Below are 26712 nucleotides of genomic sequence, written 5' to 3'. Positions count from 1 at the left end.
GCTTCAGATAATTTTAAGTAGTATATAGTTGTTTACTATTATCGTAGCATAAATGTCTAAATCATATAAAATCCTGCCTTCGGGCAGGATTTTATATGATTTAGCCTTGTTTTTATAAACTTTCTCTTATTTCTAAAGAAATAGATTTATTTTAGTGATCTATATGAAAAAATTGTTTGTATTCATTGTATGTTATTTGTTTGTGTTTCTTTCTTGGGGACAGGAAACCAAGCAAGATTCTACTCAAGAAATAGAGATAGATTCTTTATATCGAGAAGATCAGTTTTATATAGGTGTAACATTTAACCTATTACTTAATAGACCAACAGATGTGAGTCAATCTGGTTTTTCTGGGGGACTACATTTAGGATTTATCCGAGATATGCCAATTAATAAAAGGCGTAATATTTCTATAGGTCTTGGACTAGGGTATTCGTTAAACGTGTATAATCAGAATTTGTTTATAGGAGAGGAAGAAAATACTGAGCAGAGTATATTTAGTAGTTTAAAAGGTGTCGATTATAGCACTAATAGATTTACCACACATTTGGTAGAAGCTCCTTTTGAGTTTAGATGGCGTACATCTATTCCTGAAACCCATAAGTTTTATAGAATTTATACAGGTGTTAGAATGGGATACTTGTATTCTTTTAATTCTAATTTTAAACAACCGGGAAACCGAGTGAGACAAGCGAAATTGGATGAATTAAATCGATGGAGGGTAGGAGCAACGTTTACTTTTGGGTGGAACACCTTTAATTTTCATTTCTACTATAGTTTGAATACTCTATTCAATAGTGATGCTACAATTCAGGGAGAATCTGTAGGATTGAATACTGCAAAAATTGGATTGATGTTTTATATTTTATAACCAGAAATTTGCTAAAGTAAGCTGCGGGATTATCCCTATTAGAAACCCTAGGATCAATTCTAGATTACTATGTGCTTTGCAATGTAATCGAGATGTGGCTACCAGCCCGTTAAAAATCATCAGCATGGCTATTAGAATAGTTAAATTAAGTCCAAAATGAATACTTAGTGCCACAGTAAACATCGTGATTCCGCTAATCCCAATCATATGTAAGCTTGCTTTTATGTTAAACAATACCATAAAAATTGCACTTAATGAAGAAAACAGAATTCCTAAAAAGAAAAAATATAACTCTGGATAATGATATACATCAATAACCATTTTGATAACCACTATAAGTAGGATAGATTGTAGTAATAACGGGATTTTTCGTTGTTTTACGTTTTCAAGATGTATTGAGGTAATAGTTCCGGTACTTTTTAATAAAAAGAATAATACAATAGGTATTAGGATGGTAAGAATAATTAGCCCAAAAACTTTGGCTCTAATAATTTCGATTGGAATAAATCTTGGAGCTGTACTAAAATAAATTATGGCACCCAAAAGAGGCATCAATAATGGGTGTAAAATATAAGAAACACTTCTAAGAAAAAAATTCATTAAATTTTCTTTCGTAGTCTGGCAACAGGAATATCTAATTGTTCCCTGTATTTGGCTACAGTTCTTCTGGCTATAGGGTACCCTTTCTCTTTAAGGATTTTAGCAAGCTTTTCATCCGTAAGGGGTTTTTTCTTGTCTTCTTCACCTATAGTTATTTCCAGTATTTTTTTAATTTCTCTGGTAGAGACTTCTTCACCTTGATCATTGGTCATGGACTCAGAAAAGAACTCTTTAATAAGTTTTGTCCCATAAGGAGTATCTACATATTTACTATTTGCTACTCTCGAAACGGTACTTACATCCATAGAGATCTCATCAGCAATGTCTTTTAAAATCATTGGCTTAAGATTTCTTTCGTCTCCACTAAGGAAATAACTTTTTTGATAGTGCATTATTGCACTCATAGTAATAAAAAGTGTCTGTTGTCTTTGTTTTACTGCTTCGATAAACCATTTTGCTGCATCTAATTTTTGTTTGATAAATAACACAGCATCTTTTTGGGATTTAGATTTTTCTTTACTGGCTTTATATCCCTGAAGCATATTGTTGTATTCTCTGGATACATGAAGTTCTGGGGCATTACGACCGTTTAGTGTTAATTCGAGTTCTCCATCTACAATTCTAATTGTAAAGTCGGGAACCACATGTTCGATCAAACGGTTGTTTCCAGCATAAGCTCCTCCTGGTTTAGGGTTAAGATGTTCAATTTCATCAATAGCTTCTTTTAACTGTTCCTCAGTAATGTCAAATTTTAATAAAAGTTTGTCATAATGCTTTTTGCTAAAATGATCAAAAGCTTTTTTGAGGATTTCTGAAGCTAATTTTATAGGGATAGTAGTTTCTTTTCTATCCAGTTGAATCCAGAGACATTCTTGTAAATTACGAGCACCAACACCCGCTGGATCTAGTTGGTGAACAATTTGTAAGATGTTTTCTATTTTTTCTTCGGTAGTATATACATTTTGAGTAAAGGCCAAATCGTCTAAAATATCTGACAAAGATCTTCTTATATAACCACTTTCATCAACGCTACCGACAAGAAATTCGGCTATTTCTCTTTCTTCATCATTAAATCGATACGTATTTAGCTGGTTAACCAAATGCTGATGAAATGATGTTCCAGAGGCGTAGGGAACACTTTTTTCTTCATCATCAGCACTATAATTATTAGAACTTAATCTGTAACTAGGAATCTCATCATCACTAAGATATTCATCAACATTAATATCTGCTTCTATCTTTTCGGTTCCATAATCCTCTTCTGCAGAGTTTTCATTGCTAAACGCATCTTCAAATTCATCCGCTTTATCTTTTCCACTATCAAGAGCAGGATTTTCTTCCATTTCTTGCTTCAAACGTTGTTCGAATGCTTGCGTAGGAAGTTGAATCAACTTCATGAGTTGAATCTGCTGTGGAGAAAGTTTTTGAGAAAGCTTAAAATTTAATTGTTGTTTTAGCATAAAAATTATCAATGTTCTTCTACTCACAAAAATAAACAAAAAACACTGTTTTTAAAGAAGTATAAGAAGGTTAGTTTATTTACAAAAAATGCTATAAAACCATAATTGCAATGATTTTATTTTTGGCTGTAATCAATAAACGGGCCAAAAGTAGTTATAATATGTAATAAACTAGTTTTTTTTAAGACATAAACCAAACAATGTCGATTGTTTAATGATAATATATAAAATGGTTTTGTCTCATTGAGATAGAATTGAGGGATAAAATATGTACGCCTCTTTTAAATGTTTTTTATTCCAGTGTACAGAAATCCAAGAGAGAGGGCGTACATAGAGCAAACATTAAGGAACGAATAACTTACTTTTAATAGCGTAAATAACCAAACCTGTTCTGTTTTTAAGGTTTAGTTTTTCAAAAATAGAATCTCGGTATCCTTCAATCGTTTTTGGGCTTAAACACATGTCATTTGCAATTTCTTTATATGTTTTTTCTGTACATGCATGTTTAATAAACTCTACTTCTCGATCTTTGAGTACTACATTATTTTCTTCTTTTGGGTTTAAAGAGCCCAGTAGTAAATTGGTAACATCTTTTGTGTGATAAAAACCTGTTTCCTGTACCTGGATAAGCGCATTTTCTAAAATGCTTTTTTCGGTATCTTTTAAAAGATATCCTTTTGCACCTGCTCTAAGCATTTTAAGAATTGTATTTTCATCTTCTTCTACAGATAGTGCTAACACCTTAACTTGCGGGTATTGTTCTTTTAATGCTGCTGTGGTTTCAATCCCATTCATGATTGGCATGTTGATATCCATGAGCACAATATCCGGGATGTTTTTAGGATCTTTAAATCGGGTAAGTAATTCTTTACCGTTTTTACAGATATATAGAATTTTAAATTTGGCAAACCCATTAACCAATCCAGATAATGCCTGGGATAGTAAAATATGGTCTTCTACAATTACTACTGAGTATTTCATGATTGACAATACTTATTATTTGTGTGAATAGTTTTCTGTACAAAGTTAATTAACTTCGTTGTCTAATGCCATCGAACTTTCTTTTTTATAAGGATAAGTTAGTGTTATTGCTGTTCCTTTTCCTTTTTGCGATGTTATTTGTACAACGGCATCGATTAATTTCCCTCTGTTTTGCATGTTACTTAATCCTATCCCTCTTTTGGTTGGACATTCTATCTGATCAAAACCAACACCATTATCTTTTGCATGAATTACCAATTTATCGGTACCATAGTGTACATCAACATCTAGATTTGAAGCTTTAGAATGTTTGATAGTATTGGTAAAGAATTCTTGTAATATCCTAAAGATAATAATCTCTGCCTTATCATCCAGCACATCTATTTCTTCATTACTGGTAATTGCAGCTTTAATAAACTGCATACGATTAAATCGTTCTATTTCTAATGTTATAGCTTCTGTAAGGCTTAAGCTTTTTATAGTATCTGGGTTGATCAATTTTGATAATGATCGCAGTTCTGTAAGACTTTTGGTTATAGTCTCGGTAACCTCTTCTAGTTTCTTAGGATCATCCTGAGCCACATTCACCTGTATTTTGGCCAGCGTGAGTAGCTGGCCAATATTATCGTGTAACTCCCAGCTAATGTTACGCAATGTCTCTTCTCTAATCTCGATCTGAGTTTCTGCAATAGCTTTTTCAAACTTTTTTTCTGCTTCTTTTTGTTGTAGCAAGAGACTATTCTTCCTTTTTTGAAAAATTAAAAAGAGAGAAATCATAATTACAATAATAACTACAAGTATTATACTTGCTATTAGTATAGCTGTTTCTTGTCGCTCCATATAAAACCTATAATATAACAGGTGTAATTTAGTACTATTAACACATAAAAAAGTGAAAACAAGATGGTTATAGATTCTTTTTCAACATAATATTTGATTGCTATCCTAAAAGGGATATTTCCTACATAAAAAATGAGAAGGCCTATACTAATCCAAAAAAAAAGATTTTTCTTAATGTACAAAATACGTTTGCTATTTAATATTTCAATAAAATATAAAGTAGTTTGTAGAATAAATAAAAGTGAAGCTGTAATAAATGGAATAGATTGAAAATCAGTTATATAATTTTCGTAAAACCCTCCGATTATGAATGATAATATGTAAATAGTGATAAATACATAAATTGCTTTTTTCTTTTTAGAATCTCTTAGTATTTTAAAATATAAAGATGATAAATATATAAAGCTTAAAAAAAAGTAAATATTGAATAAAATACCATTCGTTTTTATTTCAAAAAATTCTCTTAATACATAGGCAGAATAATCACATATTACAGTTATCCATAAATAGATTAAGAAATTTCTTAATACAGAATCTTTATATTTATAAAAATATATAGTGCCAACTATAGAACATAGAAGCCCCATAAATAGTGTCGAGAAATCTCTAAGAAATGTAAAAAAATCTATACTCATTATGTTATTTAGCTTTAGTTCTAATGAATGTTATATGGTGGAGGGCTTTGTTGACCACCTCCATTTTTTCCTTGACTTTCGTAATGATCATCTGCAAAAAGGTTTAAAAATGAAAAGATAGAAGCTTTATTTTTTTGAGCTTTTCTTTTTTCTATTCCAATAATATCTTTTAAAAATACAGGAGTTACATTACTTCCATCTCTTTCGAGTGCATATGCAAGGGAGATTTTTTTTCCTCCGATTATAGTATCTATAGTAGGGTTAAAAAACAACATTTGTCTTCCTTTGTTTTTATCAGGTTTATCATTCTTGTATTTTCCATAATAGAATCGTAGTCCAGAGATTCTAATATCGGCCTCTACGGAGTTTTTTTCTATAAAGTGGAAATAGTTTTTTAAATCCTGATAGTTGAATGTTATCGATCTGACTGCTTCAAAATCAGGAATTATTTTTTTGATTGAATCTTCAATATGATGGGCGCGCTCATCATAATTATAATATAGTTCTCCCATTTCTTTAGTCTCAAGCATATCCATTGGGGATCCATTAGGAGGATAAGGCTCTTCTTGATTTTTTGATCTTTCACATGTGCTGATCAAAAAAGTAAGTATTGCAGTAATAATAATAACAATGGGGTATCCGATAAAGTTAGTTTTTTTGTCCATTTTTTTGGTTTATTAAGATGTTTGTTAATGTTTCGGCCCCCTGCCGAAAATAGATTAGTTAAATCTTTTGATTTGCATTAATGTGTTTCCCAGAATTAAAAATACTATTATTCTGTAGTTTTAAAAAAGTAAAGGCAGGTTTTGTTAAAATAAAATCACGATAAACCTTTGATAATAAACGATTTTGAGGTTGTTATCTAGGTTTTGAAGTATATGTAAATATTAAAAAAAGGGGGATTTACCCCTTTTTAAAAAAGGGATTCGACTCTTTTGTAGCGTTAAAATTCTTCTTGTAAGTACATATAGAGGATATACTCTGTATAATAAACGAACACAAATTTTATAAAAGAATTCTAGAATATTTTTTTTAACGTTGTTTTTATCGAGAATACCTATCAGAAACTGTTTTTCTATGAATTAAAAACCCGATTATAAAACAGCTATTCATAATAATGGTAAAAATGCTATTTAGAATAAACAGCGTAGAGAAATTATTATGGTTGGCATAATAATCCCGTACAATACGAAAAGGCATTTTTCCTACATAATAAATCAATAACCCAACACTAATCCAAAACAAGAAATCTTTAGTGCTTTCCTGAATTTGCTCTGATTTTAATAATTCTGCATAGTAAAAAATGATAGAGGTCATTAATAAAAATGCGCCTAGAAGAAATGGGATGCTTTGTAATTGAACTAGATAATTTTCATAGAATCCACTTATAAAAAGAGTAACTAAATAAAGTACCATAAAATACTTGATAAAACGTTTACTGGTTTTTTCTTTGATATACTGGTGGTACATAAAAAAAAGAAATAAGAATGTAAGCGTAGTAGATATATTATATACTATTAAGTTGTTAGAATTAGGAAACCAATGTCTTGTGTTATATCCGATAATATCGTTGATAAAAATATAAATCAGAAAAATCGAAAACCATTTTAATACACCTTTGATCTTATAATTAAACAAAAAAAACACCCCAGTAAGTGCAGCAATGCATTCGCTGCCAAAAGCGATTTTTCTCAATACTATTAGGAGTTCGATTTTAGTGACCATATTCTGGAGGAGTTGCTCCTAAATCATTGGCAATGAGACTAAATTTATCATTATCATTTCTTGTTTGTGACAAAGATATATGATCTGTTTTATTACGGTTTCGTCTTAAATGACTAAACCCATTGTTTTTATCTAATAATTCTACTTTACCATCATTGTTAAGCGTGTATCCTATATGCAAAATATGATTGTCGTATTTTTTTTCTAAGGTAGGAGCAATAAAGATGGTTTGATGCTTTGCGTTTCTATCATTCCCAGTAGAGGAGACATATGTATCGGGATATAATGCGAAGTAGAAACGTAATCCGGTTGTTTTTACACCTGCTTTTTGTGATAACTCATCGACATATGATAAATAGTTACGTAATTCAGAAATTTCATAAAACATAGACCGTGTAGGGTTAAAAGAACCATCGTTTGTAGCAGAATTAACAACTTCGCTAATTAAATCGGCTCTATCATCATAGGCTTTATATATTCTTTGCGCTTGCTCAAAACTAATGATATTTTTTGGCCTACTTCGATTCGATTTTTCTTGACCTAGTTTTTCTTCTAAATCTTTTACTTTTGTTTCTAAGGTTTCAATTTTTCTTAGATATTCTTCTTCTCCAAAAATTTCTATAGTTGAGTCTTGTTGGCAGGAATGTAAAAAGAATAAGCTGGTAGTTAATGCTAGGAATAAGGCATACCATGTACTGCCGTTCGTTGGTTTTTTCATGACGATTACTTTTGGTTAAAAATTATTATTTTCCAATGTAAGAGTCTTCGTATTTGGTTTTAAGAATACTCATGATATTGAAAGTCTATTTTAGATATTATATTGATATATAGGGAAATATCTAAAATAGACCTTCAAAAATACAACTATTATCTGATTATGAAATTATTCCTTGTGATGTGTAGAAAAATAAATTACTCTGTATGGAGAAGAGAACAGAATAACAAGTTTTATTTTTGCAATATAAGTTCCATTTTGATATTACTACGTTGATAGGGAGGGTGATCTTCCATAGGAATTTCTTTAAAACCATATTTGCCATAAATATAGATCGCATTTTCTAAAATTCTATTGGAGTATAGAAGTAGTTTTTTCCAACCTTGAGTTGCAGAAAATTCAATACAAAATTCTAGTAATTGCTGCCCTATTTTTTGACCTTGAAATTTCGGAGAAACAGCCATTTTGCCTAATTCATAAATACCTTCTTCAATTTTGATTAGCGAAAAAGTACCGGCTATGATATTATTTGATTTTGCAAAAAAAATAAACCCGCCTTGATTGATAATGGTATCCTCGCATTGTTCTAATAACGCTGCGTCATGTGGTTCTACTACAAAATATTTCTCTAGCCATTCTATATTAAGAGCTGCGAAGTCTTTTGCATATTTTGGGTCAAAAGGAATGATAGAAGTGTTCATTTCGATGTTAATACTTTAAGATTTATGATTTGCCTTACGATTTCAATATTAATGGGTAAGGTCATTATTATATTCTGGATTAAACCAAGCCATATGAATAGGAGTTTCTATACTATGATCGAGATTCTTGATTTTTTGATGGTGTTTTCCTTCATTTATGAATCCTAGTTTTTCATAAAATTGAACGGTATTTGTATTATTCTCCCGTACAAATAATTCAACACGAAGGATGTGAGGATATGATGTTTTGATTTTGGTTAAAAAGCTGGTGAAAAGTAATTTTCCGAGACCTTGCCCCTGAAATTTTGGATTAACGACAATGGTAAGATCTGTTAATATATGTCTGAATGCAGAAATAGGAACACGATATGCATGAATTTCTGCGATGATTTGATGCTCATATTCTGGATGAGGAATTGCCAATATCAAACCATCAGATACGCTTTTATGTACAAAATCTTGTATGTAATCTAGAGTGATTTCGCTAGATACTCGTATGATCCTACCAGATTGTTCACCAATTTTTTTGTAAAGCTGATAAATATTCTGAATGTCTGATATTTGTACTGGTCTTACTATATGCATTATGAGGTGTATTTTTCGAGTATTTGTTGATGTAATGGTTTTTCTCTGAGTTTACTTTCGAAATGAGTAATATGATCTGCAAGATTTGAAGAAGAGAAGGTTGTTAATGTTGTTACTTCCTGATCAATTACTTTCCATAACGGAATCATGATTTGGTAGGTCTCATTACCTTTTTTTGTTAACTGAAATAGCTTTTTTCTTTTATCGGTTGTATCGATTTTATATTCGACCAATCCTTTTTCCATTAGCTTTTTTAGTGCTTGGGTGATTGCAGGTTGTGTATATAGTAGCTTTTCCTGTATATCTGTGGTTGTGGTATGGCCTTGATCTATTATGATTTTAAAAATGGGAAATAAATATGGGTCAAAATCAATATTACAAGAAGTGTATACAATTTGGATTTCTTTCATTACAAATTCGCTTAGTCGTTTTAGCCTGGATCCTAAACCCAGTTCGGCATATTCTTGTAATTTATCTTTCATAAGTATTTATATAAGTGCTTATGTAAATATATAAAATATTTTTTAAATACTAAAATAGTAGGAGGTAGTATGACATTTATAGACTTCGAAAAATTATATTCTGATCTATGGTTTCTTTAACTTTTAAACATTTCATCAGAAGGTAATGAGCATTCGGGAATATCTAATTTCCTAGTAGTGTTATATCCATTTTTATCTACTGTTAATAACCAGTAATCTTTAAAAACAGATCTATAACAAACCTCAATTGTTATCTTTTCTCGATGATTATACAGCCAACGTGCTAAGTTTGGATCATGTATAAGTCGTAACCAATAATAATTTTCATTTGCAGATAAAACAGTATTGTAAACAGTTTTATTAGAAATAGATGTGCTAATAGAATCCGGAACATTTATTTTGTCAAATAAATCTCCCCAACTACTGGTATAGACGCTATCATAAGTAACTCGAACTCCTTCGACAAGCGCGGGACCAGTACCTTTATTATGTATTTTAATCTTTAAAGATTCTAATTTTTTATCGATCCAATTGAGATCTGTCTCGATCGACAGTCTTGGCCATGCATTAGCTTTGGTTTGTTCTAGTAGAATTTCTGTTTGATCGCTCATAATACTAGCCTGCCTCATATACACAAAAAGAGCAGAAAAACTAGCAATAAGTACTCCAATAGCTATAATTAAATTCGGATCTATCTTTTTTTTCATTTTCAATAAGGCTTATTATATACCTGGAGCAATATAAGAAATTCGCAATACTTCATTAACTCCAGGGTGTAATATGTCTTTATTGTTAAGGAACTCTAGAAATGCGTAGTACGGCATTTAATACTTAGAGAAATTGATAATTTGTTCAGAATATTCGCCTAATAAAAGTCCGATAGAATTTAATGATCCTTCGAGTTCATTAAGATCCAGATTAGCTATCTGTAACGTATCCCTAAAAATTACTTTATCACCAGTTTCATCTAGTACAAAAGCACCGTGTATAATATCTCTATTTTTTTGTAATAGACTACGGTATACGACTTCATTTTTATTTTTGATAGTGCAGATATGCTGTTCCATTATTAAAATGGGTGGTGCAACCCCAAGAATCATATTTTTAATTCCTTCGGCTTCTTTGCTGATCATAATAATACCTTCCCTATTGTTTTCATGGGTAATATCATATTTAAGTTGTAGTAAATATTTTTTTACTACCTGATAATGATCTTGCATTAGATGGTTTTTTGATAAATGAATAATTATGTATGACTGATTTTCTTTAGTGTATCAATATTACAAAAAGTAGCACAAATTTTCTGCAATATCTTTGGCTAAATTAACGAGATAAAAAATAAGAGTGATCATGGGTATGAATGATTTAAATTAATAATTAGATGTTGTGCTAAAATTTTTAGTATAATCCTCAGTGTTTCTTAGGAAAAGAATAAAATTGTGAAGTATTTCTACTAAAATTAGCTTTTTAATAGAATATTAGCTAATATTGTTAGTGTAAATGTACAATTATTTTTTATAATTGCAAATAAAATTAGCAAAAATGTCTTTTTTCGGAAAAAACATAAAAAAAATACGTGGAGTAAAAGGTTTAAGTCAACAAGCTTTTGCTGAGCTTTTTGATCTAAAAAGAGGCACATTAGGCGCATATGAAGAGGGTAGAAGTGAACCAAAAATAGAAACAATTATTAAAATTGCTAATCATTTTAGCATTGCAATAGATGATTTATTAACAAACGAACTTACTGTAAATCAACTTCTGAAGTTTAAAGGTGACCTTACTACCTATGCAGAAGATGTGAAACGAGAAAAATTTGCAATCGTTCCGTGTATAACAGAAAGTACAGCTAATGATTATATTACTTTATATAACACAGAGGGGTTTATTAAAGAATTACCAACCATGCAATTACCAGTAAACCCAACTAAAGAGTTTAGAGGATATACTGTAAGTAATCTCGAGATGACATCACATGATAAAGGTTTTTATCCAAAGGATGTTGTAATAGGAGAAAAGGTTCCCCCAACAGTGATTAAAAAATTAAATAATGGTACACTGGTTTTTGTAGTTGTCGAGAATAAACTAATCTTTAGAAGATTGTATGTTTTAAAAGGAAATGCAGTACTAAGGGCCGATCATAAAAACATTGAAGATTCATCATTTCCTATATCAGACATTAAAGAACTGTGGAGAGTGCGGTATGCATTTTTTAGACGTATACCAGAATTTGGTGACCTGGTTGAAGATAAATTGTTGTTGATAGAGCAGGAACTATTACGAATGAAAGAGAAGCTTAAATAGTTAGTCGTATAATTTGTTTGAATCTGAAAACCTTCTAAATATTCTTTTATTTTTTTTAAATAAACATCTACCATATGTTTTAATTCATAAGAAGAATATTTTAATTTACTTTGAAATTTGCCAGGTGTAATCTAATTAATTCATTGAATATCAATTAAGTTATGTATTGTATTTGATATTTAAATTTGGTATCTTGATCTATCCCATGTTATGATGAGCGATAAAACAATCTCTTATCTTAATACCTATCCTACAAAAATAGCTAACAATGTTAGTGTTGTTTGTTAATTTATGCTCTGCATTATATTGGCAAAAACAATGTTTTCTATATCTAAATTAATCCAATACTGTTATCGCTATTGATGATACTATTTAAACAGTACATATAATATAGTAAAGATTGAGAGAGTCTGGTGAAGTTTTTTTCCAACATAAAATTGAAGATTGGCTAGCTACGACATACCAGATGTGACAAGAATTTAAAATGTATTTTATGGAGAAGTATGGTATTTCTTGAATAAATACAGCACATCATTTAGTAGTTTTATAAGAGGAGATAATAGTTTAATAGATTTTATATATTGAATGTTTAAAATCAATAACATTTTTTTATCATAAATTTGAGAAAGCATAAGAACAAATAATCATCTAATAAAATCTACAGCAAATGGAAAATAAAAACCTCAAGAGTACAGAATCTCACGGTTCAAATCATAATGGTATGAGTGAGTGTCCTTTTATGAATGGTACACTTAAGCAAGGTGCGGGCACAGGAACTTCTAATCGCGATTGGTGGCCAAATCAATTGAACTTAAATATTCTTCGTCAACATTCTTTATTATCCAATCCTATGGGTGAAGAATTTGATTACAGTAAAGAGTTTAAAACTCTTGATCTTAAAGCCGTAAAGAAAGATCTTTTTGAGCTTATGACTGATTCTCAAGAGTGGTGGCCAGCCGATTATGGTCATTATGGCCCTCTTTTTGTTCGTATGGCATGGCATAGTGCTGGTACTTATCGAATTGCTGATGGTCGAGGTGGTGCAGGTTCGGGAACCCAGCGTTTTGCACCATTAAACAGTTGGCCAGATAATGTTAATCTGGATAAAGCCCGTTTATTATTATGGCCAATTAAACAGAAATATGGTAAGAAAATTTCCTGGGCAGATCTTATGATTCTTACAGGTAATTGTGCTTTAGAATCTATGGGTTTCAAAACTTTTGGTTTTGGAGGAGGACGTGAGGATGTTTGGGAGCCTGAACAAGATATTTATTGGGGTGCCGAGACCGAATGGTTAGGTGATAAACGTTACACAGGTGACCGAGAGTTAGAGAATCCTCTGGGGGCGGTCCAGATGGGATTGATCTATGTAAATCCCGAAGGGCCAAATGGAAATCCTGATCCAATTGCCGCAGCTCATGACATTCGAGAAACTTTTGGCCGCATGGCGATGAATGACGAAGAAACAGTTGCCCTTATTGCAGGTGGGCATACGTTTGGTAAAACCCATGGCGCTGCTGATCCAGATAAATATGTAGAAAGAGAACCGGCCGCAGCAGGTATTGAGGAACAAAATTTGGGTTGGAAAAATAACTTTGGAAGTGGTAATGCAGGAGATACTATATCCAGCGGATTAGAAGGAGCATGGACCAGTACTCCCACAAAGTGGAGTAATAACTTTTTCTGGAATTTGTTTGGTTATGAATGGGAATTGACCAAGAGCCCTGCAGGTGCACATCAATGGATACCAACACATGGAGCAGGTGCTGATAGTGTACCAGATGCACATGACTCTTCTAAACGTCATGCGCCAATTATGCTTACCACAGACCTTGCTTTACGAATGGATCCTGCTTACGAGAAAATTTCAAGACGTTTTTATGAAAACCCCGATGAATTTGCAGATGCGTTTGCTCGTGCATGGTATAAATTAACACATCGTGATATGGGACCTATTGCAAGATATCTAGGTCCAGAAGTACCTAAAGAGGAATTAATTTGGCAAGATCCGATCCCAAAAGTTACAGATGCATTAATAGATGATCAGGATATTGCCAGTTTAAAAAGCAAGATACTTTCTTCGGGACTATCTGTTTCTCAATTAGTATCTACTGCCTGGGCTTCAGCATCCACATTCCGTGGTTCTGATAAACGTGGTGGCGCAAATGGCGCGCGTATTCGTCTTACACCACAAAAGAATTGGGAAGTGAATAATCCGACTCAGTTAGCCAATGTATTAGAGACTTTAGAAAGTATTCAACAAGAATTTAATGGTTCAACATCTGGAGATAAGAAAGTTTCATTAGCAGATTTGATAGTTCTGGGTGGAGCTACAGGAGTAGAGGAGGCAGCAAAGAATGCAGGACACAAGATTACAGTACCTTTTTCACCAGGGAGAGCAGATGCTTCACAGGAGCAAACCGATGTAGAATCGTTCTCTGTTCTAGAACCTTTTGCCGATGGATTTCGTAACTATAAGAAAACAAAGTCTTCTATCTCTGCAGAAGAAATGTTGATAGACAGAGCTCAGCTATTAACATTAACAGTACCCGAGATGACAATACTTATTGGTGGCCTTCGAGTGTTGAATACGAATTTTGATCAATCTCAACATGGAGTTTTTACTCAGCGTCCCGAAGTGCTTACAAATGATTTCTTTGTCAACTTACTTGATTTAAGCACTACCTGGAAAGCAACTTCTGATGCTCAAGAAGTATTTGAAGGATGTGACCGTACTACAGGAGAAATAAAATGGACAGGTACCCGAGCAGACCTTATATTTGGTTCTAACTCTGAACTACGCGCTCTTGCCGAGGTTTATGCTAGCAAAGATTCTGAAAAGAAATTTGTAGATCAATTTGTTGCAACATGGTGTAAAGTCATGAATCTTGATCGATTCGATTAAATATATTAAACTGTAAAAAGATTAAAACAACAGGTGGTTTGTTGTAAAACCACCTGTTTGATTCACTAGTTAGGTGACAAAAAATATAGAATCGTACTAGTCACTAATATTTTTGAAATTTTCTTAATACTGTAAAGAGAGGTTTCGATGCTATATTTTAATCATGATTAATAGATATGTAATACATTATGAAAGATATTTTTAATTTCATTCGATCAGAAGAATTAGGAGACGTAAAAGCACTTTTAAGTAGTAACCCTGAGGTTGTGAACTCAAAAGACTCCAGGGGTTCTACGCCATTGCTACTAGCATCTTATTATGGTTTCGAAGATATAACTAAAGAAATTCTAAAATACTCCCCAGATATTGATATAAAAGATGGTGCTGGAAATACAGCACTAATGGGAGTTTGTTTTAAAGGACATTACAATATTGCAAAATTACTTATAGCATCTGGAGCAGATGTAAATCAAAAAAATGTTAATGAGGCTACTGCACTAATTTATGCAGCGACTTTTGGGCAAAAAGAAATTATTAGATTATTAGTAGAAAACGGAGCAGATATTTCTGCTAGAGATAACCGTGGATGTACTGCAGAAATGCATGCAAAAAACCAAGGTTTAGAGATTGCTGGATTATTTAAGCTTACGCAGTGAAGAGGAACAACGATATAAAAAGTATAAAATCGGTAAATATTAGATCTATTGATTTTAAAAGACAATTGTTAATGTCCTCTGCTATGGTAGCTGTTTTTGAGTCTTTCTTAAAAGAAAGTATCGGAAATGAGGTATTAGTAATAAACACTAATATAGGAATGGAGGTATATTATTTTTCTGATAATGACTATAGTAGATTTATTAGAGAAAGTATCTTATTATACACACTTACTCAAATAGATCACAAAAGGCTTAAATTTAAAAATAATCAAAATAGAGAAGAAGTATATCAAAGTTTTTGTCAGGCATTAATTACATTTTCTCAATACCCTCAAATCTTCTTGGCATACGCCAAAAAGTTCATTCATCTTAAAGCAAAAAACAAATCAAGTAGATTTGTGATTCCTATTTTAAACAGTTTTTTTGAAGAAGTACTCAAGGTACTTTCAAAGACAGGTAAAATACCGCATTACGAAAAGATAAAAAAAGCAAAAAACAAATCTCATAAATCCGATCTGGATAAAAGTATTATTGAAAATTTAATTTCTGAAATTTTATTAAAGAAGCATTCTAATTAGTTCTGTTTTAGAATTGAAGTTATTTTGGTTGCATATTTTAAAAGTATCAATACTATAAATATACGCACAATTGATAACAATCATACGCCTCTAATTTTCTTGTTTCTATAGCTAAATCGATAGTGGTATATCATATTTTGAGATTTAGCTGTAAGAAAATGCTATTTTATTGAGATAATGTTTTAATTATTAGACCATGAACAGGGGAAAAACCCCCTTAAAATTACCTGATTAACATTAACATTTGTAGTATTAAACTTTCATTTTTAGGTGAAAAAATGTTAAAATTTCAATGAAAACACCTATTTATCGCCGAAATACATAGTGTTTTGGTGATTACGTAAATATATTACGTTTTTCCCGTATTCGAATATTGAGAATCTGTACTACCTTTATAATGAATTGATTACGAAAAGTTATATCAGTTCAAGAGTAAAAGTAAATTCGTCAAAATGTAAAATAATCTTCTATTGCCCCAGAAGAATGTTTAACACGGTTTAAAAGATTAAAGATCAAAGAAAAGATCTCTCTTTTAAAATACCAATACTTCTATTACCCCAGAAGTATCCCAAATCTTAAAAATAATGACGAAAATTACTAAACCTACACCAAACAGTACTATATTTAATAGTATACTTCAGATTAAGAATCTTTTTAATAATTTCTTTTCTAAGATTTTAGTTAATGAAAATGATACTAAAGGTACTTTTAAAACAATATATCAGCGATTACTTTTTATAATATCTATCCCTCTTTTATTATCATGTAGTACTGGTGATGACCTAGACGCTGTCGGCATTGAGCCAGAGTTTTCGGCACCAGAGAAGATTGTAAAAGTTAATATTATTTATGTAGAATCTTCAGAAACTTTAGATAAATCATCATATACACTTAACGAAGCGGAGTTTATAAATTATTTGAATGGAGAATATTTTCACAGATTTGGAATTGGATTAGAATTAGGCGAATCTAAAAGCTTAGTTAATGAAGAGCTTTATGATCTTAGAGATAATGAGGGTTCAGAACCTAGTACATTTTTGATGCAATCTCGAGAATCTTATGATAAAAGTAAAGTAAACATATATATAGTTAAAAGATGTAATATTCTAGGCATCGCAGGGATTGGGAGAGATCAAAGAGTATTGATAACAGATGAAAACCTATTTACTTCGACTGCTCCACATGAAATAGGTCATGCGTTAGGTTTATTTCATAGTCACGAAGCAGAAAATATTATGAATACTGTAAATAAAGATTCTAGACATAATTTTAATGAAACTCAAGAAAAGAAAATAAAGAAACGAATTGATGAAATTAACCTGAATAGTTAAACTAAGCAATTCATAGTTTGATTATAATGAATGATAAAATATATTGTCGATAACAATAAATTCAGATACTGACCATACATAAATAAACCTGTAATTTTTACTAGCAACTTCTTCTTAGCCAGATATAAAAAGGATTTTCATCCTTAAAAATAATAACTGTTTTTTAATAATGGTATAGCGCTAGTGATGAAATTGATTAAGGAAAAACAAAATTTTTAAAGATAAAAAAGAGCTAATGTACAATTCAGTACATTAGCAGTACAGTTCAATTCATTTAGTTTTTTATATAGAACATAGTGTTCCACCTTTGCATTAATAAAATCAATCAATCAATTAATCAAAAAACGAACAGTTATGAATCTAATATCAAGGATTATTGTCGCAAACCTGTTTAAGGTAATACTGTTAATTCTTTCTCTACTCTTTATATCAAATATTAATGCCCAGTCCTATGCCGTAAATTATAATAAAGGCAAAACCACTATTAAGGTTCAGAATGGCATGTTTGATAATTTCTCGATAAATTATGAAGGAGAGATCACACTATCGAATGATGATAGAGATGTTATAGGTATTTCTGATGGTGGTTACCTCGAAATAAAAAAATCTGCTTTTGGTAGTAAACGCCGGATTGTAATCGAATCTGAGGGTAATGGAAAGCTTAATAAAAAGTATTTTGTTGGTTCTTCTAAAAAAGATTTTAATTCTGAAGGTAGAAAATGGCTTGGTGAGATTTTGCCAGAAATTGTAAAAACAACAACTTTAGGAGCAAAAGGTAGAGTAGATCGATTCTATAATCAGGGTGGTGCCAATATGGTATTTAACGAAATAAGAACGTTTGAAAGCGATCATGTAAAATCTACATATTTAAAATTAATATTAGAAAAAAAACTATCTCCTAAAGAGATGGAATCATTATTAAGATTAGCGGGAGAAGAAATAAAATCTGATCATTACCTCGCCGAATTGTTAAGATACAAACAACAAAACTTTTTTGCTTCAAACGCTTTAATATCTGCATATATAGAAGCAACAAAAAGTATTGGATCTGATCACTATGCTACAGTGGTATTAAATACGGCTATCGAAGATGGTAACCTTTCTGATGACCAGATAGGTAAACTATTTAAGATAACAGCAGAAATTGATTCTGATCATTATATGTCTCAGGTGCTTATCAATGTAATGAAGAAACGAGAACTAAATGAAACTAATCTTAATCTTTTAATCGAAAACTCTAAGCAAATTGGGTCTGATCATTACAAAGCACAGGTACTAAATAAAGCGTTAGAGCTTCCTGGACTTTCTAGAGGGAATTACAATTCTTTTTTGAACACATTAGAGGATATTCAATCTGATCATTATATCACTACAGTACTTTCTAGACTATTGGATAAGAAATTAAATAGTGGTGAATTAAGTGAATTACTTTCACTGGCAGGAAAATCAGTTGGGTCTGACCACTATTTGGTACAAGTTCTGACTAAGGCCATTAATAAACAAGGTTTGGATGGTGAGAATATGGATGTCTTTATCCAGGCATTATCCAGTGTTAGTTCGGATCATTATGCTTCTGTAGCTCTAATAAAGTTATCGAGGAAAAACCTAAGTAGCAGGCAACTTCTAGAAATTCTTAATAATGCAACGTCTCAAATCAGTTCGGATCATTATTTGTCAGAAACTTTAGTAGCTTTTGCTCCGTCGGTTAATAAATCTGGAGATAATGTAAAAGAAGCGTATCGTAACGCTTGTAAAAATATTTCATCAGAAACGTATTTCGGAAGAGCCCTTCGTGCACTAAAGTAACAATACATATTTCATCCTGCCATTAGTCTTTTATATCTATGTATTATTGACTATTTTGGTAGGATGAAGTCTAGTATAGATCATTATATATACCAACCATCATCAATCGTGAAAAAGTATTTTACTATCATTTTAGTAGGGTTCATTCTGGGATTGCTTACGTATAGTTTTTTGGGATTTACCCAAGAAGAAGATAATACGAAACTACTATGGCTATCAGGATTTCTAGGAGTTATTATTATCTATACCAATACGATCTTCAATGAAATATTTAACAGGTTTATTTCCTGGAAAAAATATACTGGACTTCGTCTTTTAACAGGAGTGTTATCCAATACGATCATTTCCTTTCTGTTCATAAGTCTTGTTTTATATGGGTATGCTTTTATAAAAGAGGCACAAGTTTCTTTTATTGAAGATTATAGTGAAATATTGCTAAAATTGATTATCCTGATATTTTTTGCTTCTCTGGTGTATACTATTATTTATTTTGCAATACACTCTTATTATCAATATGCAAAAGGTCAAATAGTAGCATTACAATTAGAACGAAAACAAACCGAATTACAATTAACAGCATTAAAATCACAATTAAGCCCTCACTTTTTATTTAATAGTGTAAACACAATATCTTCTTTGTTGTATAGTGATGTAAAAAAAGCAGAATTATTTATTCGAGAACTAGCCAAATCTTACCAGTATATTTTAAACAAATATGAAAACAAATGGTTAACTGTCGAAGAAGAATTACAATTTGTGAATTCTTACCACTTCTTATTGCGTACACGATTTAATGATCGTATTCATTTAGAAATTACATTACCAGATTGGGTGTTAAAAAGTAAAATCCCACCACTAGCACTTCAAATGTTGATAGAAAATGCTGTAAAACATAATCAAATGACTTCTTCTGAAGTATTAAAAATAGTTATCACCTGCAATGATCATAATATTAACGTGTCAAATAACAAGACCATAAAACCTAAAGTAGTAGATTCTTTTAAAATTGGATTAGGCAATATTAGGTTAAGGTATGATCTCATTTTTAATAAAACTATCGAGGTAATAGATGAGGAACAGTTTACTGTAAAACTTCCTATTATTTTATAAAGTAAGTTTACCTAAAAACGTTAATGTGAATTCAAATAAATACTAAAGTACAAACGAGTGAATAAGTTATTTATACATAATCCAATATTTAGAATCATTAGCCCTCTTTGTAGTGGTGCTCTGGTGTATCTGCTTATTTTACTGGTTAATAATAATGTTACCCAGTTACAAGAAGAATTTCTTGGGCAAGAATTATATGTATGTATTGGTTTAGCCTATCTTATTCAGGAATATTCTAGAATTTCTTTATTTTTTTTTGAAAAGCTAAAATTTCCAAATTCGTTGGTAGGTAAGATTATACTGCAAATCATTATTTCGGTAATTACTTCTATACTTTTAGTTTCTGGATCGATGTTTCTGTATTTTGATTTAGTGCTAGGGTTTACACCTAATAGCTCTGAGCTTATTGTTTTCAATAGTATCTTTTCGGTGATTACAATAATATACCTTTCATTATACCTAAGTCATCAGTTTTTACATAAAATAAACACAGAAATAATGACAAAAGAACTATCTCTGAAAGAGGGGGTAGAACAGGATTTTATTCAATTTAAAAAAGGAATAAATCCTACATTAATGTTTGAAACCTTAGAGTCGCTAATATTGGTCATGAAAAAGGATACTGATAAAGCAGAATTTTTGGTAGATCATTTCTCGGCTGTATACCGATATATCCTTTCCAAAACAATAAAAGAGTTAGTGCCTATTAACGAAGAACTCGATGCTTTGGATCAATTACTACTTTTATTTGAGTATTTGCCATACAGAAAAACGAAATTTATTAAAGAAGAATCCATACATACGTTAGTTGTTCCTGGTAGTCTTTTATCCTGTGCAGAACAGATTATAAGAAGTACAATAGTTTCAAGAGAAACAGAACTTATTGTGACAATGACTCAGGATTCGAAATATGTGTTGTTAAAATATCCACATCAGGAAAAGATTAGTTATACTATGGATTGCAATAGTATCAAAGATATTCAGGATATGTATCGATTCTATACAGATATACCAATTACTATTACCAAAGATGATATGTATACTATAATTTATATACCAAAACTTACTATCGATGAAAGTAGCAATAATTGAAGACGAACCTTTAGCAGCAGAAAAATTAGAACGTTACTTGTTAAAATATGATTCTGATATTAAGGTAATAAGTAAACTGGTTTCAATAGAAGAAGCGGCACTTTGGATAGACTCACATCAGGAAGAAGTAGATCTCTTTTTTATGGATGTTCAACTTATAGATGGACTTAGTTTTGAGATTTTTAATAAAGTTAAAGTGAGTAAACCCGTAATCTTTACTACAGCCTTTGATGAGTTTGCGATTGATGCTTTTAAGGTAAATAGTATAGACTATCTTCTAAAGCCAATATTGTTTACAGATCTTTCAAAAGCATTAAAAAAACTAGAGACATTACGATCTCAGTTTTTGGGAGAGGTTAATGTTAGTCATGCGGTTAAGAATATGACTAGTAGTACATATAAAAATAGGTTTTTGGTTCGCCTGGGAAATCATATTCATTCAGTTAAGAGCGAGGATATTTCCTTTTTCTTTGCAGAAGGACGAGATGCATACCTTGTTGCAGAAAACCGAAAAAAATATATGATAGAATATAAATTAGAAACTCTTGAAGAATTATTGGAGCCCAAAAGTTTTTTTAGAGTAAATCGAACTTTTATTGTCAATATCAATACGATACAGGATGTATTGGTTTATTCTAACAGGCGTTTAAAACTTACTTTAAACCAAAATATAGATAAAGAAGTTATTGTTAGCCGTGAGAAAGTTGCAGATTTTAAACAATGGTTTGAGGGAAATTAAAACACAGAAGAATATAAAACTTCCTCAAAAATGAATTTAAGCCATTATTGAGGAAGTAATCTATATTTGATCTTTATTTATGTAATAAGAAGATTAAAACTCTGCATTAAGAGGTGTTCTTGGATAAGGAATCACATCACGAATATTACCCATCCCTGTTACAAAAAGAACAAGACGCTCAAACCCAAGTCCAAAACCACTATGTGTACACGTACCAAAACGACGAGTATCTAAATACCACCATAATTCTTCTTCAGGAATATTAAGAGCAGCCATCTTTTCTTTAAGTACATCCAAACGCTCTTCACGTTGAGAACCACCCACTATTTCCCCAATACCAGGAAATAAAATATCCATAGCCCTTACCGTTTTTCCATCTTCATTAAGTCGCATATAAAACGATTTAATATCTGCAGGGTAATCAAATAAAATCACAGGACATTTAAAATGTTTTTCGACAAGAAATCTTTCGTGTTCACTCTGTAGGTCAGCGCCCCATCCATCAATAGGAAATTTGAATTTCTTCTTCTTATTGGGTTTAGAATTTTTAAGAATATCAATGGCTTCGGTATAGCTTACTCGTTTAAAATTGTTCTCTAATATAAACTTTAGTTTATCTCGCAATAACATTTCGGCACGTTCTGCCTGAGGTTTTTGTTTATCTTCCTGTACTAGGCGATTTTCTAGAAATTCAAGATCATCCTGGCAGTTATCTAAAATAAACTGGATTACGTATTTAATAAAGTCTTCTGCCAAGTCCATATTGCCATCCAGATCACAGAAAGCGACTTCTGGTTCTACCATCCAGAATTCTGCAAGGTGTCTCGATGTATTTGAGTTTTCTGCCCTAAAAGTAGGTCCAAAAGTATATACCTGACCTAATCCCATTGCATAAGTCTCTGCTTCTAATTGGCCAGAAACCGTTAGGTTTGTTTCACCACCAAAAAAATCTTCTTTATAATCAACCTCACCATTCTCATTTTTCGGAATGTTATTAAGATCCATATTAGTTACTTTAAATGCTTCTCCAGCACCCTCGGCATCACTTTTTGTAATTACTGGTGTATGTACATAGTAAAAATCATTCTTTTGAAAATATTCATGTATTGCAAAAGATAATTTTGAGCGCACTCTCATGATAGCTCCAAAAGTATTGGTGCGAACCCTTAAGTGAGCTTGCTCACGTAATTTTTCTAATGTATGTCGTTTTGGAGATAAAATAGTAAGTTTTAACTCTTCAGGATCAGCATTTCCTTCGATTTCTACATTAGATATCTGGATCTCTACACGTTGCCCTTTTCCTTGACTTTCGATAAGAGTACCTTCTATCGCAACTGCTGCACCAACATTTATTCTGCTTTGTATAGCAGCATCGATTGTATTATCTTCTAAAACACACTGAATATTATTAATAGTTGATCCATCATTAACCGCTATAAAACGATCATTTCTAAAAGAACGAACCCAACCTTTAACAAGTACGGGCTGTAATAATTTATCACTTTGTAGTACCTCTATTACTTTAGTATGTTTCATCTGTTTTTTTTGATATTATTTGTTTTTGGTTTTATAGCCTCCAATACAATTTAGTGAGTATAAAACCAAGGATGTTTAAATTTTGAGGTAGCAAAGATAATTTTTTAATCCGATTGAAGCATAATCTTATGAATTCAAAAAAGGTATAGCAATTAAAATATATTTTGATGCTCTTTTTGATACTGGTGAGTTTATACAATCAAAATACCAAAATCTGACGTTTTTTCGAATTATGATTCTACGTAAAAACCGTAATTAGATATGTTTTTGATTGAAAAACAGACGTATTTGAGAGTTTATTTGATAAATTATTGTAAAAAAAACAAGTTTTCATTTATATTTAAAATACTGCAAATCAGTAGTTTAAATACTGTTTTGTTGGATTTTACTTGTTTAAATAGTGTTAAAGTTTAAGCTGTTTAGGTAAAAAGGGGATTTTTCCCCCCTATTAGGTATTTCAAAATATAAAAAGGGGCAGTATCTTGCATATGCAATTATGACGATTGTGTTTACGTTAAGTTTAGTTCGATAGGTTTTGGGGTAATCTATCTTACAGAAGTCCCGCTAGTTTCTAGCGGGGCTTTTTTTTTGATAATATTATGTGTTTTTTATGTCTTATTTTCTTTATTCTTCCTCACCTTGAGTTTCTTCAAGTTCTTCATCATTAGGAATGATTTTCAGGGTAGGTTCTTTAAGAGTTTTCTTATTTGCAATACTTCGTTCTAATGAAAGTAATAAGGAAGGAAGTAGTAAAAGATTTGCCAGCATAGCAAATAATAAAGTTGTTGATACCAAGCCTCCAAGTGCCTTGGTTCCTCCAAAACTAGATATCATGAATACCGAGAAACCAAAAAATAAAACAGTTGAGGTATAAAACATACTCACTCCTGTTTCTCGTAATGAAGCAAGAACAGATTTTCTAATCCTCCAGTGATTTGATTTTAATTCTTGCCGGTATTTTGCAAGGAAATGTATAGTGTCATCTACAGAAATTCCAAATGCAATACTAAAAACTAATATTGTAGAAGGCTTTATCGGCACACCAAGATATCCCATAAGGCCTGCAGTCATTAGCAATGGTAATAAATTTGGTATAAGTGATATGACAATCATTTTCCAGGATCGAAACATCCAGGCCATAAAAAGAGCAATCAAGATCACCGCAAGACCTAGAGAAAAAGATAAATTCCATACTAGGTATTTAGTTCCTTTCTGAAAAATAAGGGCTTTACCAGTAAAAGAAACGTCATATCTTTCTTTTGGGAAAATTTTCTCTAATTGTGGTTTTAGGGTAGCTTCTATACGCTCCATTTCTTCTGTACCTACATCTTTCATGAAAGTAGTGATCCTAGCGTATTGTCCGGTAGAATCCACGTAACTATTCATTACTCCTACTTTAGATTCAAAACTTTTGGCATACGGCAAAATAAAGTTTCGTTCCTGGCTGGTAGGTATTTGATAATATTTAGGATTTCCATTATAAAAAGCTTGCTTAGAGTATTTAACCAGATTAACAATAGAAATAGGCTTTGACAACTCAGGAGTTTCTTCAAGAAGCTCCTGTAGTTTTTCCATACGTTTTAATGTAGGTAATTTTAATACTCCTTGTTTTCTCTTTGTATCTACTAATATTTCTAATGGCATAACACCATCAAATTCTTCTTCAAAAAACTCTATATCCTTATAAAACCCGGCAGATTTGGGCATGTCTTCTAATAGGCTTCCAGAAACTTTTATAGTATAAATACCAATAATGCTAACGATTAGAATAATAACAGAAGAAAAGTAGATTGTTACTCGTCTGGTTTTTACCATCTTTTCCATCCAATCCATTAGCTTCTCAATCCACCCTTTACCCAGGTGTTTTAAGTGTCTTTCTTTGGGTTGGGGCATATAACTATAAATTATAGTAATGACCAGAAGACAAAGTATAAATAGAGCGATTATATTTAAAGAAGCAACAATACCAAATTCTTTAAGTAATTTACTTTCGGTTAGGGCAAATGTTGCAAATCCTGAAGCAGTAGTTACATTAGTCATTAATGTAGCATTACCCACTTTGGTTATTACCCGTTGAAGAGATTTTGCTTTATTACCATGTTTTTTTATTTCTTGTTGATATTTATTAATTAAGAAAATACAATTAGGAATACCAATTACAATTACTAACGGTGGGATAATAGCCGTAAGTACAGTTATTTCATATTCTAAAAGCCCTAAAATTCCAAAAGCCCACATTACTCCAATAATTACAGCAGTCATGGATATAAAAGTGGCTCTTAAGGATCTAAAAAAGAAAAAGAAAATTAATGAAGTAACCAATAGAGCTGCAAGAATGAAAATTTCTATTTCATCCATTATGTTTTGCGAATTTAAAGTTCTGATATATGGCATACCAGATACTTTTACGTCCATCTTGTACTCGTTTTCAAAAGCTAAAACAGAAGGAAGTAAAACTTCTTCAATAAACTTTTTTCGCTTTTTGGTGTTTACAATATCCTTTTTTAGATATAGTGCGCTTTGGATAGTTTTTGATTTCGTGCTGTATACAAGTCCTTCATAAAATGGTAACTTATTAAATAACTCATTTTCGTATTTGGATACTTGTTTTTCAGTATAGCTAGAATCCTTAATAAAAGGAACTAACTCAAATCGTGCAGGATTATCTTCTTTTTTTAAAGTTTTAAGATCGGCTATAGAAACAACCAGATCAATCTCTTCATATTTTTTAAACGAATTATTAAAATCATTCCACGCTTTTAGCTTTTTAGGAGTAAAAAGTGTACTGTCTTTAACAGCCATTACAATTAGATTGCCTTCTTCACCAAATTTTTGAAGGAATTTTTGATATAATATATTTACCTCGTGATCATCGGGGAGTAGATTCGCCTCTGAGTGAGAAAATTTCATGTTTTTCCACTGAAAACCTAAAAAAACCGTAATTCCTATTATTGCCAGAAATATTACTGCCCTATTGCGAAGTATAATTCCAGCCAGTGCATTCCAAAACCCGAAACTGAATAATTTTGCCATCCTTTATTTTCCTGCTGCAAATGTAAGGAT

General features: G+C 31.4%; 24 protein-coding genes. 10 read left to right on the top strand and 14 right to left on the bottom strand.

Features of this window, described 5'->3' with window-relative positions:
• Positions 1-163 precede the first annotated feature (163 nt).
• The gene (locus Z053_RS0120900) at positions 164-871 is read left to right on the top strand and encodes a porin family protein (protein WP_025666918.1); all 708 of its coding nucleotides are present in this window, start codon (positions 164-166) and stop codon (positions 869-871) included.
• Here the strand turns inward: Z053_RS0120900 and Z053_RS0120895 are convergent.
• The 12 genes from Z053_RS0120895 to Z053_RS0120835 all read right to left on the bottom strand — a co-directional run bounded on the left by Z053_RS0120895 (position 866) and on the right by Z053_RS0120835 (position 10815).
• Positions 866-1471 carry a hypothetical protein gene (locus Z053_RS0120895; protein WP_024772278.1) on the bottom strand — a complete coding sequence of 202 codons (606 nt, stop codon included), beginning with the start codon at positions 1469-1471 and terminating at the stop codon, positions 866-868. The genes Z053_RS0120900 and Z053_RS0120895 overlap by 6 nt on opposite strands.
• Positions 1471-2931, bottom strand: coding sequence for an RNA polymerase factor sigma-54 (gene rpoN / locus Z053_RS0120890; RefSeq protein WP_025666917.1), 1461 nt, complete (start codon positions 2929-2931; stop codon positions 1471-1473). The genes Z053_RS0120895 and rpoN overlap by 1 nt, the downstream gene beginning before the upstream one ends.
• Before the next feature lie 342 nt (positions 2932-3273).
• A complete protein-coding gene (locus tag Z053_RS0120885) occupies positions 3274-3915 on the bottom strand; it encodes a response regulator transcription factor (protein ID WP_025666916.1) in 642 nt (213 codons plus the stop codon).
• 42 nt (positions 3916-3957) lie between these two features.
• Positions 3958-4752 carry a sensor histidine kinase gene (locus tag Z053_RS0120880; RefSeq protein ID WP_025666915.1) on the bottom strand — a complete coding sequence of 265 codons (795 nt, stop codon included), beginning with the start codon at positions 4750-4752 and terminating at the stop codon, positions 3958-3960.
• A 655-nt stretch (positions 4753-5407) separates the two neighbouring features.
• Entirely contained in the window at positions 5408-6052 is a 645-nt protein-coding gene (locus tag Z053_RS0120870; RefSeq protein WP_025666913.1) for a hypothetical protein, read from the bottom strand.
• Positions 6053-6431: 379 nt separating this feature from the next.
• The gene (locus Z053_RS0120865) at positions 6432-7112 is read right to left on the bottom strand and encodes a hypothetical protein (protein ID WP_025666912.1); all 681 of its coding nucleotides are present in this window, start codon (positions 7110-7112) and stop codon (positions 6432-6434) included.
• Positions 7102-7830 carry a hypothetical protein gene (locus Z053_RS0120860; RefSeq protein WP_025666911.1) on the bottom strand — a complete coding sequence of 243 codons (729 nt, stop codon included), beginning with the start codon at positions 7828-7830 and terminating at the stop codon, positions 7102-7104. Before Z053_RS0120860 ends, Z053_RS0120865 begins: the two co-directional genes overlap by 11 nt.
• 230 nt (positions 7831-8060) lie before the next feature.
• Entirely contained in the window at positions 8061-8528 is a 468-nt protein-coding gene (locus tag Z053_RS0120855) for a GNAT family N-acetyltransferase (protein ID WP_025666910.1), read from the bottom strand.
• A 48-nt stretch (positions 8529-8576) separates the two neighbouring features.
• The gene (locus Z053_RS0120850; RefSeq protein ID WP_025666909.1) at positions 8577-9113 is read right to left on the bottom strand and encodes a GNAT family N-acetyltransferase; all 537 of its coding nucleotides are present in this window, start codon (positions 9111-9113) and stop codon (positions 8577-8579) included.
• Positions 9113-9595: a MarR family winged helix-turn-helix transcriptional regulator gene (locus Z053_RS0120845; RefSeq protein ID WP_025666908.1), complete on the bottom strand. Its 483-nt coding sequence runs from the start codon at positions 9593-9595 to the stop codon at positions 9113-9115. Before Z053_RS0120845 ends, Z053_RS0120850 begins: the two co-directional genes overlap by 1 nt.
• Positions 9596-9711: 116 nt before the next feature.
• Positions 9712-10302: a hypothetical protein gene (locus Z053_RS0120840; protein WP_025666907.1), complete on the bottom strand. Its 591-nt coding sequence runs from the start codon at positions 10300-10302 to the stop codon at positions 9712-9714.
• 117 nt (positions 10303-10419) lie between these two features.
• The gene (locus Z053_RS0120835; RefSeq protein WP_025666906.1) at positions 10420-10815 is read right to left on the bottom strand and encodes a type III secretion system chaperone family protein; all 396 of its coding nucleotides are present in this window, start codon (positions 10813-10815) and stop codon (positions 10420-10422) included.
• Positions 10816-11137: 322 nt separating this feature from the next.
• Between Z053_RS0120835 and Z053_RS0120830 the strand changes: the two genes are divergently transcribed.
• The 9 genes from Z053_RS0120830 to Z053_RS0120790 all read left to right on the top strand — a co-directional run bounded on the left by Z053_RS0120830 (position 11138) and on the right by Z053_RS0120790 (position 22113).
• Entirely contained in the window at positions 11138-11896 is a 759-nt protein-coding gene (locus Z053_RS0120830; protein WP_025666905.1) for a helix-turn-helix domain-containing protein, read from the top strand.
• 667 nt (positions 11897-12563) lie between these two features.
• Positions 12564-14801: a catalase/peroxidase HPI gene (katG, locus tag Z053_RS0120825; protein WP_025666904.1), complete on the top strand. Its 2238-nt coding sequence runs from the start codon at positions 12564-12566 to the stop codon at positions 14799-14801.
• A 188-nt stretch (positions 14802-14989) separates the two neighbouring features.
• Positions 14990-15457: an ankyrin repeat domain-containing protein gene (locus tag Z053_RS0120820; RefSeq protein ID WP_025666903.1), complete on the top strand. Its 468-nt coding sequence runs from the start codon at positions 14990-14992 to the stop codon at positions 15455-15457.
• Complete coding sequence (locus Z053_RS0120815) at positions 15454-16035, top strand: hypothetical protein (RefSeq protein ID WP_025666902.1); 582 nt, start codon at positions 15454-15456, stop codon at positions 16033-16035. Before Z053_RS0120820 ends, Z053_RS0120815 begins: the two co-directional genes overlap by 4 nt.
• 584 nt (positions 16036-16619) lie before the next feature.
• Entirely contained in the window at positions 16620-17366 is a 747-nt protein-coding gene (locus Z053_RS0120810) for a matrixin family metalloprotease (RefSeq protein WP_025666901.1), read from the top strand.
• Positions 17367-17720: 354 nt separating this feature from the next.
• Positions 17721-19172 (top strand): hypothetical protein, encoded by a 1452-nt coding sequence (locus Z053_RS0120805; protein ID WP_025666900.1) that lies wholly within the window; start codon positions 17721-17723, stop codon positions 19170-19172.
• 108 nt (positions 19173-19280) lie between these two features.
• On the top strand, positions 19281-20282 hold the full coding sequence (locus Z053_RS30415; protein ID WP_051476108.1) for a sensor histidine kinase: 1002 nt from the start codon (positions 19281-19283) through the stop codon (positions 20280-20282).
• 57 nt (positions 20283-20339) lie between these two features.
• Positions 20340-21374 carry a histidine kinase gene (locus Z053_RS0120795; protein WP_025666898.1) on the top strand — a complete coding sequence of 345 codons (1035 nt, stop codon included), beginning with the start codon at positions 20340-20342 and terminating at the stop codon, positions 21372-21374.
• Positions 21355-22113, top strand: a complete 759-nt coding sequence (locus tag Z053_RS0120790; protein WP_025666897.1) for a LytR/AlgR family response regulator transcription factor — start codon at positions 21355-21357, stop codon at positions 22111-22113. The genes Z053_RS0120795 and Z053_RS0120790 overlap by 20 nt, the downstream gene beginning before the upstream one ends.
• Positions 22114-22206: 93 nt before the next feature.
• Here Z053_RS0120790 and asnS read toward each other — a convergent pair whose 3' ends face one another.
• Together asnS and Z053_RS0120780 are read right to left on the bottom strand one after the other, a co-directional pair.
• A complete protein-coding gene (asnS, locus tag Z053_RS0120785) occupies positions 22207-23649 on the bottom strand; it encodes an asparagine--tRNA ligase (protein ID WP_025666896.1) in 1443 nt (480 codons plus the stop codon).
• A gap of 624 nt (positions 23650-24273) precedes the next feature.
• Positions 24274-26682 (bottom strand): efflux RND transporter permease subunit, encoded by a 2409-nt coding sequence (locus tag Z053_RS0120780; RefSeq protein ID WP_025666895.1) that lies wholly within the window; start codon positions 26680-26682, stop codon positions 24274-24276.
• Positions 26683-26712 lie beyond the last annotated feature (30 nt).

This window comes from Aquimarina megaterium XH134 (genome assembly GCF_000520975.1).
Classification (GTDB): domain Bacteria; phylum Bacteroidota; class Bacteroidia; order Flavobacteriales; family Flavobacteriaceae; genus Aquimarina; species Aquimarina megaterium.
Note: the sequence above shows the minus strand (reverse complement) of the source record. Positions and strands in the feature narration are given on the sequence as shown.